The organism is Ralstonia pickettii (assembly GCF_001699815.1).
GTDB classification, from domain to species: domain Bacteria; phylum Pseudomonadota; class Gammaproteobacteria; order Burkholderiales; family Burkholderiaceae; genus Ralstonia; species Ralstonia thomasii.
In genome coordinates this window covers 1-9,817 of the sequence record NZ_MCGB01000023.1, presented here as the reverse complement: position 1 = coordinate 9,817, position 9,817 = coordinate 1, and the positions used below count along the sequence as shown (strand labels likewise).

Below are 9,817 nucleotides of genomic sequence, written 5' to 3'. Positions count from 1 at the left end.
CTGTCTATCTGTTCGAGCGCGACTGCTCTGTGCAGCGCCGCCACCAGAAGGTGCTGGAAGAAGCCCCCGCCCCGGGCATGACGCTGGACCGCCGCCGCGCGATGGGCGAAGCGGCCGTGGCGGCCGCGCGCGCCGTGGGCTACGTGGGCGCCGGCACGGTCGAGTTCATCGTCGACGAAGACGGCACGTTCTACTTCATGGAGATGAACACGCGCCTGCAGGTCGAGCACCCCGTGACCGAAATGATCACGGGCGAGGACCTCGTCGAATGGCAATTGCGCGTGGCATCCGGCGAGCCGCTACCACGCACGCAGGACGAGCTGCACATCCACGGCCATGCGCTCGAAGCACGCATCTACGCCGAAAACCCCGACCGCGATTTCCTGCCCTCCATCGGCACGCTGAAGGTGCTGCGCACACCAGCGGCGGTGGAGTTCACCGTAGGCGCGCAAGCCAATGGCGAACCGGCTGCCGTGCGCATCGATGCCGGCGTGCGTGAAGGCGACGCCATCAGCCCGTACTACGATCCGATGATCGCCAAGCTCATCGTCTGGGGCCGTGACCGTGAAGAAGCGCTCGCGCGCATGCTGCAGGCGCTGGGCAGCTTCCACCTGGTGGGGCTGTCGTCCAACGTGGCTTTCCTGCGCCGCCTGGTCGCATCGAAGCCATTTGCGACCGCCGATCTGGATACCGGCCTGATCGCCCGCAATCACGACACGCTGTTCCCCGCTGCACCGGACGTGCCGCTAGACGCCATCGCCCTGGCCGTGGCTGCGCTGCTCGCCCGCGAGGCACGCAGCCTGCGCACCGACACGCGCGATCCGCATTCGCCGTGGGCGCGCGGCAGCGGCTGGCGCCTGAACGGCGCGGCTGAGCGCACGCTGCGTTTCACGCATGGCGATCAGTCCATCGATGCCACGCTCATCTACGGCCGCTACGGCTCGCGACTGAAAGTTGGCGGCAGCGAAGCGCCCTTCACCTCACAGCGCCATGCAGAGACCTTCACCGTCACGCTCGGCACGCACAAGGCGACCGGCCAGGTGCATGCCGATGGCGACACGTTCCACGTCTTCACCGGCGGTGCGCACTGGACGCTGGAGCGCCACGACCCGCTCGCCCATGCCGGCGAGGCCGACGACGAAGGCGGCAAGCTGACGGCGCCGATGCCCGGCAAGGTCATCGCCGTGCTGGCCGCCCCGGGGCAAACCGTCACCAAGGGCGCACCGCTGGTCGTCATGGAGGCCATGAAGATGGAGCACACGCTCACGGCACCTGCCAACGGCGTCGTCGAATCCGTGCTGTACGGCGTGGGCGATCAGGTGACGGAAGGCGTGCAGTTGCTGGCGTTCAAGCCCGCCGAATGAAGCCCAAGGGGGCTGCCACACGCCTTGGCGGCCCCTGCTACACTGCTTGACGTATACGTCAATCACCCGCATTGAAGTCGCCCCACATGCACATCCAGATCTACACGCCCGACGGCAAGCCCCAACCCTGGCTCGACGGTTTCGCGCAGGCACTTCCTGAGGCACGCCTGTCGGTGTGGGAGCAAGGCGCAGTGCAGGACGCCGACTACGCCGTGGTCTGGCAGCCGCCCGCCGACATGCTGCGCGATCGCCGCGATTTGCGCGCCGTGTTCAACCTCGGCGCGGGCGTCGATGCCATCCTGGGCCTGCGTGCGCAAGCGCCCGATGCCATCCCCGAAGGCCTGCCGATCGTGCGGCTGGACGACGCCGGCATGGCCGCGCAGATGGGCGAATACGTCACGCACGCCGTCCTGCGCTTCTTCCGCCGGCTCGATGAATACGAGCGCCAGCAGCAAGCGAAGATGTGGCGCTTCCTCAAGCCGTTCAACCGCGATGAGTTTGTCGTCGGCGTGCTGGGCCTCGGCGTGCTCGGTACGCACATCGCCAGGACGCTGGCGGGCTTCGGCTTTCCGGTGCGCGGCTGGAGCCGCTCCGCCAAGCACGTCGAGGGCGTCGATTGCCGCTCAGGCAGCGATGCCCTGCCCGGCTTCCTCGCCGGCACGCGCGTGCTGGTGAACGTGCTGCCGCTGACGGCAGACACCGAAAACGTGATCGACGCGAAACTGCTCGCGCAACTCGCACCGGGCGCGTTCGTTGTCAACGTGGCGCGCGGTAAGCATGTCGTGGAAGACGATCTGCTGGCCGCCGTGCGCAGCGGCCACATTGCCGGCGCCGCGCTCGACGTATTCCGCACCGAGCCGCTGCCGGCCGACCACCCTTTCTGGACCGAACCGCGCATCCACATCACGCCGCACATTTCGGCGCTGACGCTGCGCGAGGTCAGCATTGCCCAGATCGCGCGCAAGATCCGAGCGCTGGAAGCAGGCGAGCCGATTGCCGGCATCGTCGATCTGCAACGAGGTTACTGAGATGAGCATTCCGAATTTTGTGAAGGTGGTCGAGGTCGGCCCGCGCGATGGTCTGCAGAACGAGAAGTCGCCAGTTTCGACGGACACCAAGGTCGAGCTGGTGAACCGCCTGTCCGAGGCCGGCTTCGTCAACGTGGAAGCCGCCTCGTTCGTGTCGCCCAAATGGGTGCCGGCGATGGCCGATGGCGCCGACGTGATGGCGCGCATCCAGCGCCGGCCGGGCACGCTGTACTCCGTGCTCACGCCCAACATGAAAGGTTTCGAAGGCGCTGCTGCAGCAGGTGCGGACGAGATCGTGATCTTCAGCGCCGCCAGCGAGGCCTTTGCGCAGAAGAACATCAACTGCACGATCGCCGAGTCGATCGAACGCTTTGTGCCGGTGGCCAAGGCCGCCAAGGATGCGGGCATTCGCGTGCGCGGGTCGATCTCGTGTTCGCTGGGCTGCCCGTATCAGGGCGAAGTGCCGGTGTCGTCGGTGGTGGACGTCATCAAGCGTATGGCCGACCTCGGCTGCGACGAGATCGACATTGCCGACACCATCGGCGTGGGCACCGCGGGGCGGGTGAAAACCGTGATGGAAGCCGCTGCAGCGACGTTCCCGATCGACCGCCTCTCGGGACACTTCCACGACACATACGGCCAGGCGCTGGCCAACATCCTCGCCAGCCTGGAAGTCGGCATCGCCATCTTCCACGCCTCAGTTGCGGGGCTGGGCGGCTGCCCGTATGCCAAGGGTGCGACCGGAAACGTCGCCACCGAAGATGTGCTGTACCTGCTGCACGGCCTGGGCATCCGCACCGGCATCGACCTGGACAAGGTGGTGCTGGCGGGCGACTTCATCTCGCAAGCCATCGGCCGCCCGACTGCCTCGCGTGCGGGTCGCGCGCTGCTGCTCAAGCTGCAGGACCAGATCGCCCAGGCCTGCATCTGAACCCCCATCAAGAACAACGACGATGACCGCGACCGATACGAAAGCTCCGTTGCCTGAATCTGCTCAACGCGTGGCCGACCACCTGCGCACGCTCGGCTACGAAAAAAACATCGTGATGCTGCCGGCAACCGGCAAGACCTCCGCTGAAGCGGCTGCCGGGCTGGGCTGCTCCGTGGCCGAGATCGCCAAGTCGATCATCTTCCGCCGTGCGGAAGACGACGTGCCGGTGCTGGTGATCGCCAGCGGCACCAATCGTGTCGACGAAGCAAAGGTTTCCGCGCACGTGGGCGCACTTGCCAAGGCCGACGCGAAGTTCGTCCGCGAGAAGACCGGATACGCCATCGGCGGCGTGTGTCCGGTCGGCCATGCGGTCAAGCCGGTGATGCTGCTCGACCAAGACCTGTTCCAATACGACAGCTTGTGGGCCGCGGCCGGCCACCCGCATGCCGTGTTCAACCTGACGCCTGCCGAACTGGAAGCCATGACCGGCGCGCCCGTGGCCGACATCGCCCAGCGCGACTGATCGAACACATGGACGCCTGCACCCGCGCGCAATTGAAGCGCTCGCTCGGCAAGCTGCGCAATAGCCAACCGCAGGCCGAGCGCGCCCAGCCGGTGGCATCGCCGTGCATCAGCGTGTGCAAGATGGACGAAGCGCGCGGCCTGTGCATCGGCTGCATGCGCACGATCGACGAAATTGCCTCGTGGTCGACCATGAATGACGCGGCTCGTCTGGCCGTGTGGAAAACCTTGCCCGAGCGCGCCTGCGCCTGGCTCAACGACGCGCCCTGCGCCTGACCGCTCATCACCATGGCCGAACACGACGTCGTCACCTTGCCCAATTCGATGCGCGTGTTCGAGCGCGGCTGGCTGTCGTCGAACAACATCCTGTTTTTCGATGACGAAGCGCACGGCGGTTGCGCGCTGGTCGACTCCGGCTACCTCACGCACGCGCCGCAAACCGTGGCGCTTGTGCAGCACGCGCTGCGAGGCAGGCCGCTGCGCCGTCTGCTGAACACGCACCTGCATTCCGACCACTGCGGCGGCAATGCAGCGCTGCAGGCCCTCTACGGCAGCCACACGCGCGTACCCGCCGCGCAGATCGACGACGTGCGCCGCTGGGATACCGACGCCCTCAGCTACGGCCCCACCGGCCAGGAATGCGCACGCTTCGCGTTGCCTGACAGCGATGCCGACGCGGGGCTGTCGGACGGCATGACGGCCCGACTGGGAGGCTTCGACTGGCAGGTCATCAGCGCGCCGGGGCACGACCCGCACGCGGTCATTCTGTTCAGCCCCGACACGCGCGTGCTGATTTCGGCCGACGCCCTGTGGGAACGTGGCTTCGGCGTGATCTTTCCCGAGCTGGAAGGCGAGAGTGGCTTTGCCGAACAGCAGGCCATTCTTGAGCGCATCGTGCAGCTCGATGCGCTCGTGGTGATTCCCGGACACGGCCGGCCGTTCACCAACGTCAACGCCGCGATTGATGCATCGCTCGGGCGGCTTGCGTATCTGCGGGCAGACCCGGAACGCAACGCGCTGCACGCCATCCGCGTGCTGGTGAAGTTCAAGCTGCTGGAGCAGCAGGCGCTGTCGCACGAGGCGCTGTTTGCGTGGTTCACACAGACCACGCTGATGCCGCGCTTGCACGCACGCTTCTTCGCAGCCCAATCGATGGAGACGTTGCTGGATGCTGCGATTGCGGCGCTGGTCAAGGCGGGCGCCGCCACCGTCGAACACGGCCGCATCCTGAACCGCGATTGACGTGCCGCGCGGTGGCAGTGCCCCGCTACAATGCAGCGACGCCTCTTCTCTTCGCCTGGGCATGCCGAAACCCGCCACATCCAATCCGCCCGAATCTGCCACCGAAGCCGCCCCTGAAGCCGAAGCACCGCGCCGCAAGCGCGGCCGCCCCGCGCAGGACGCCAACGAGGGCTTGCGCCGCGCGCTGATCGAGCAATCGGCCCGACTGTTCCGGGAGAAGGGCTACGGCAACACCACGGTACGCGACATTGCGGCGGCCACGGGCGTGCATGCGGGCAGCTGGTTCTACTACTTCAAGACCAAGCAGGACATCCTGCAAGCCGTGATCGAACATGGTCTGACCGTGGCGCTGGCGGATATCGAAGCCATCGATATCGAAGACCTGCCCCCGCGCGAGGCGATGCGCCAGCTCGTGCGCGCGCACCTCCACACGATCCTTGCGCCCCACCAGGATTTCATTCCGGTGATGCTGTACGAGTGGCGCTCGCTCGACGCGCAGGCGCAAGAACGCATCATCGCGCTCAAGGATCGGTATGAAGACATCTGGACGCGCGTGATCGACCGCCTGCGCGCCTCCGGCGAATGGGCCCACCCGACGCCTGTCGATCGGCTGCTGATGTTCGGTGCGCTGAACTGGACGGCGCAGTGGTATCAGGCCGGCGCGGGTATCAGCATCGATGCACTCGCCGATCAGGCGGTGCTGTTCATCCTGCGTACGCCGCCTCAGCCGGCGGCTTAGCGTTCCTTAGCGGGCCTCGCCCTCGAACAGCGTCTGGTTGGCGCTGCGCAGCACGTGTTTCTGGATCTTGCCGGTCGCCGTCATGGGCAGCTTGTCGACCACGGCGATGTGCTTGGGCACCTCAAAGCTGCCGAGATGCGCCCGACAATGCGCCTGCAACGCGGCGGCATCGGCGTGAGCATCGGGCTTGAGGCAGACGAATGCGGCCACCGCTTCCACCCAGTGCGCGTGCGGCAAGCCGACCACTGCCGCATTCGCCACGGCCGGGTGCCGTAGCAACACTTCTTCCACCTTGACCGAAGGGACGTTCTCGCCGCCGGTCTTGATCATGTCCTTGATGCGGTCCTTGAACTGAAGCTGGCCGTCGGCATCCCACATGCCGAGGTCGCCCGTGTGGTGCCAGCCGAAGCGGCGCGCATTGGCCGTGGCCTGCGGGTCCTTGTAGTAGCCGAGCATGACGTTCGGGCCGCGGTGCACGATCTCGCCCAACTGGTTCGGGCCGAGCAGATTGCCTTGATCGTCCATCACCGCTGCTTCGTTCACCATGCACGGCTGCCCCCAATAGTTGCCGGTGCGCTGCAGTTGCTGGTCAGGCGCGAAGTACATCGTCATCGGAAAAATTTCGGTCTGCCCGGAGCCGAGGGCAAAGTTGGGGCACACCTCGGCAATCAGGCGTTCGAGCAGGGGCCTGGCCATCGGCGCCATCGCATAGAGGCACAGGCGCAGGCTTGAGAGATCGCGCTGCGCACGCAGCGGATGATGCAGCAGCGCGGCGTACATGAGCGGCAAGCCGAACAGCTGCGTGATGCGTTCGTTGGCAATCACATCGAGCAGCGCCGCCGGATCAAAGCCGCGCTGGATGACAAGCGTGGCGCCCACCATCATCGCGGACGCGGCCGTTGCAAACTGCGCGCAGTGGAACATCGGCAGCAGGCACGAGAACACGTCGGTCTCATTCAGATTCAGGCCGGCGACGTTGGACATCAGCGCGGCATGCACCGAGCGGTGCGAATGCATCGCGCCCTTTGGTCGGCCGGTCGTGCCGCTGGTGTACATGATGAGCGCGAGATCGCGATCGTCGATCACCACAGCGGGCAGCGTGTCCGCGTGGCCTTGCAGCGCTTGCTCCACCGGTTGCGGCCCGTCGGCAACCGGTTCACCGAAGCATTGGTGCGCCGGGAGCCCGAGCGTCGCCAGCGTGTCGCGCAGCGCCGGGTACAGCGCCGCGTCGATCACCACGTGCCGCGCCTCGGCATGTTCGAGGATGTAGCGCACGTCTTCCGGCCCGAGCATCGCGTTGATCGGCACCCACACCAGTCCCGCCTTGAGAATGCCGTACGCGGCCACCAGGAACTGCGCAGAGTTTCCACACACCATCGCCACCTTGTCGCCGGGCTTGAGGCTGCTTGCAAGCAGCGCGTGCGCGTAGCGATTGCTGTCTGCGTTGAGTTCGCCATGCGTCATGCGGCGGGCGCCATCGACCAGCGCGACCTTCGCGCCGAACTTGCGCGCACTGCGATGCAACGTATCGCCCAACGTCACCCGGTTCAGCAGGTTGGCTTCAAGCGCGGTGTCTGGCGTGGCTTCGGACATGGGACGTCTCCTGTGGACTGCATTGACTGCATTGACCGCATGAACAGCACGACAAAACGATGGATCAGACCGGCAATGCAGCCGTCAGGCCGCGGCAATCTCCATCAACAACCCACCGGGCGCAACCTGGGCGCCGACCTGGGTGAACAGCCCCCTCACCTCGCCTGCGAGCGGCGCGGCAATGCTGTGCTCCATCTTCATCGCCTCGACCACCAGCAGCACCTGACCGGCGCAAACGGCCTCGCCTTCGGCCACGTGTACGGCAACCACGCGACCGTTCATCGGTGCGCTGATGCGGCCGCTGCCAGTTTGTGCGCCGCTGCGCTCCGCCTTGGCGTAGGTGGTGTCGATGGCGGTGTGTTCGATGCCATTCAGCACGAAGTGGCAAGCGCTGGCCGTGACGGCGTAATCCACCGCGTGGAATGCGTCGCCCAGCGCGAGCGTGACGCGACCGTCGCCCGCCGACACAACCGCCACCTGCGTGGCCCCGCCGTCCCAGGCCAGCTCCCATTGCTGCGCACCGAGCGCACGCACGCGCATGTCGATGGCTTCACCGTCGAGCGTGAAGCGGCACAGCGTGGGATACGTGCGGCTGCTGGCCCAGCCATGCAGCTCTGCGGGATAGCGGCGTGCGGTGTCCTGGCGCAGGTACGTGAGCAGCACGGCAGCCGCTTGGCAAACCGCTGCATCGGGTACGGCCGCCTGACGCATCGCCGCCGGGAAATGCCGGTCGATGAACGCGGTCGACACATCGCCGGAAAGGAACGCCGGATGCGCCACGCAATCGCGCAAAAACGCCCGGTTGGTCGGCAAGCCAAGCAGCAGGCAATCGTCCAGGGCGTGCGCGAGACGCCGGCATGCATCGGCGCGGTCGGTGCCGTGCGCGACGATCTTGGCGAGCATCGAATCGTAGTACGGCGAGACAACCAGCCCGTCGGCCAACGCATGGTCCGTGCGCACGTCTCCGGGTGCACGCCAGCGCGCGACGGTGCCGCTTTGCGGCAGGAAATTCTGCTGCGGGTCTTCTGCGCACAGACGCACTTCGATGGCGTGGCCGCCTTGTGCACGGCGGGCGTCGATGGCGTCTTGCGCAAGCGGCAACGGCTCGCCCAGCGCCACGCGCAACTGCCACTCGACCAGATCGACGCCCACGATCGCTTCGGTCACCGCATGCTCGACCTGCAGGCGCGTGTTCATCTCCATGAAGTAGAACGCGCCGTCCGGGGCGAGCAGGAATTCCAGCGTGCCCGCACCCACGTAGCCGATCGCGCGCGCCGCCGCCACCGACACCGCGCCCATGCGCGCGCGCAACTCGGGCGACACGGCCGGCGACGGCGACTCCTCAATTACCTTCTGATGCCGGCGCTGCACCGAGCAATCGCGCTCCCCGAGGTGGACCACATTGCCGTGCGCATCGGCAAATACCTGAATCTCGATGTGGCGCGGCTCGACGATAGCTTTCTCGAGGATCAACTCGCCCGAGCCAAACGCGTTCTCCGCTTCGGAGCGGGCAGACTGCAGCGCCGCCGCAAACGCCTCGGGCCGGTCTACACGCCGCATGCCGCGCCCACCGCCGCCGGCGGCCGCCTTGATCATCACCGGGTAGCCGATGCGCGCCGCTTCGTCCGCCATGCGTGTGGCGGATTGGTCCTCGCCCTGATAACCGGGCACGCACGGCACGCCGGCCGCTTCCATGAGGCGCTTGGCGCCAGCCTTGTTGCCCATCGCTCGGATGGCCCCCGCAGGCGGCCCGATGAAGACGAGGCCGGCATCCGCGCATGCGCCGGCAAAGGCATCGCTCTCTGCAAGGAAGCCGTAACCCGGATGGACCGCCTGCGCACCCGACTTGCGCGCGGCCTCCAGCAACGCCGCAACGTTCAGGTACGACGCCTGCGGTTGCGACGCGCCGATCGGCAACGCCAGATCGGCCGCGCGGCAATGCGGCGCATCGCGGTCAGCGTCGGAATACACGGCAACGGTGGGCATGCCAAGGCGACGCGCCGTGCGCATGATGCGCAAAGCGATCTCGCCCCGGTTGGCGATGAGGATCGAGCGGAAGGCGGCATGCGGGGCGGTCATCTTTCAGCCCTTCTTGCCCGGCAGCGTGTTCATGTACTTGCAGATGATGCCGAGCATCACCTCGTCCGCACCGCCGCCAATCGAGCCCAGGCGCCGTACGAGCTGGTTGATCGTATCGCCCTGCATGTCCCGGTAGAGCGCCGCTTCTTCGTAGTCCTTGGCGAGCACCTGTGTCTCGTTGTACGAGAGATCGCGGAACTGCGTGATTTCCGACGGCGGGATCAGCAGGTTGTCGTGCGCATCGCGCAGCTGGAAGCGGAAGCGGTACGTGATGCGGTACTCGCGCACCACACCCTGCGGCGTGAGCGACGAGATGGTC

General features: G+C 66.6%; 10 protein-coding genes. 7 read left to right on the top strand and 3 right to left on the bottom strand.

Features of this window, described 5'->3' with window-relative positions:
- From BEK68_RS02960 to BEK68_RS02930, 7 genes are all read left to right on the top strand, one after another.
- Nucleotides 1–1,364: biotin/lipoyl-containing protein (locus tag BEK68_RS02960; RefSeq protein WP_065851562.1), on the top strand; the 1,364-nt coding region annotated here is incomplete at its 5' end.
- 86 nt (nt 1,365–1,450) lie between these two features.
- Nucleotides 1,451–2,392, top strand: a complete 942-nt coding sequence (locus BEK68_RS02955; RefSeq protein WP_009239258.1) for a 2-hydroxyacid dehydrogenase — start codon at nt 1,451–1,453, stop codon at nt 2,390–2,392.
- A gap of 1 nt (nt 2,393) precedes the next feature.
- Nucleotides 2,394–3,323 carry a hydroxymethylglutaryl-CoA lyase gene (locus BEK68_RS02950; RefSeq protein ID WP_009239259.1) on the top strand — a complete coding sequence of 310 codons (930 nt, stop codon included), beginning with the start codon at nt 2,394–2,396 and terminating at the stop codon, nt 3,321–3,323.
- A 22-nt stretch (nt 3,324–3,345) separates the two neighbouring features.
- Nucleotides 3,346–3,846, top strand: coding sequence for a YbaK/EbsC family protein (locus BEK68_RS02945; protein WP_009239260.1), 501 nt, complete (start codon nt 3,346–3,348; stop codon nt 3,844–3,846).
- An 8-nt stretch (nt 3,847–3,854) separates the two neighbouring features.
- The gene (locus BEK68_RS02940; protein ID WP_009239261.1) at nt 3,855–4,121 is read left to right on the top strand and encodes a DUF1289 domain-containing protein; all 267 of its coding nucleotides are present in this window, start codon (nt 3,855–3,857) and stop codon (nt 4,119–4,121) included.
- 12 nt (nt 4,122–4,133) lie between these two features.
- The gene (locus BEK68_RS02935) at nt 4,134–5,087 is read left to right on the top strand and encodes an MBL fold metallo-hydrolase (RefSeq protein WP_009239262.1); all 954 of its coding nucleotides are present in this window, start codon (nt 4,134–4,136) and stop codon (nt 5,085–5,087) included.
- Between the two features lie 61 nt (nt 5,088–5,148).
- Complete coding sequence (locus tag BEK68_RS02930) at nt 5,149–5,826, top strand: TetR/AcrR family transcriptional regulator (RefSeq protein WP_009239263.1); 678 nt, start codon at nt 5,149–5,151, stop codon at nt 5,824–5,826.
- Nucleotides 5,827–5,832: 6 nt separating this feature from the next.
- Here BEK68_RS02930 and BEK68_RS02925 read toward each other — a convergent pair whose 3' ends face one another.
- The 3 genes from BEK68_RS02925 to lptE form a co-directional block, all read right to left on the bottom strand.
- Nucleotides 5,833–7,419 carry an AMP-binding protein gene (locus BEK68_RS02925; protein ID WP_009239264.1) on the bottom strand — a complete coding sequence of 529 codons (1,587 nt, stop codon included), beginning with the start codon at nt 7,417–7,419 and terminating at the stop codon, nt 5,833–5,835.
- Between the two features lie 84 nt (nt 7,420–7,503).
- The gene (locus BEK68_RS02920; protein ID WP_009239265.1) at nt 7,504–9,498 is read right to left on the bottom strand and encodes an acetyl/propionyl/methylcrotonyl-CoA carboxylase subunit alpha; all 1,995 of its coding nucleotides are present in this window, start codon (nt 9,496–9,498) and stop codon (nt 7,504–7,506) included.
- A gap of 3 nt (nt 9,499–9,501) precedes the next feature.
- Nucleotides 9,502–9,817: LPS assembly lipoprotein LptE (lptE, locus tag BEK68_RS02915; protein WP_249262887.1), on the bottom strand; the 316-nt coding region annotated here is incomplete at its 5' end.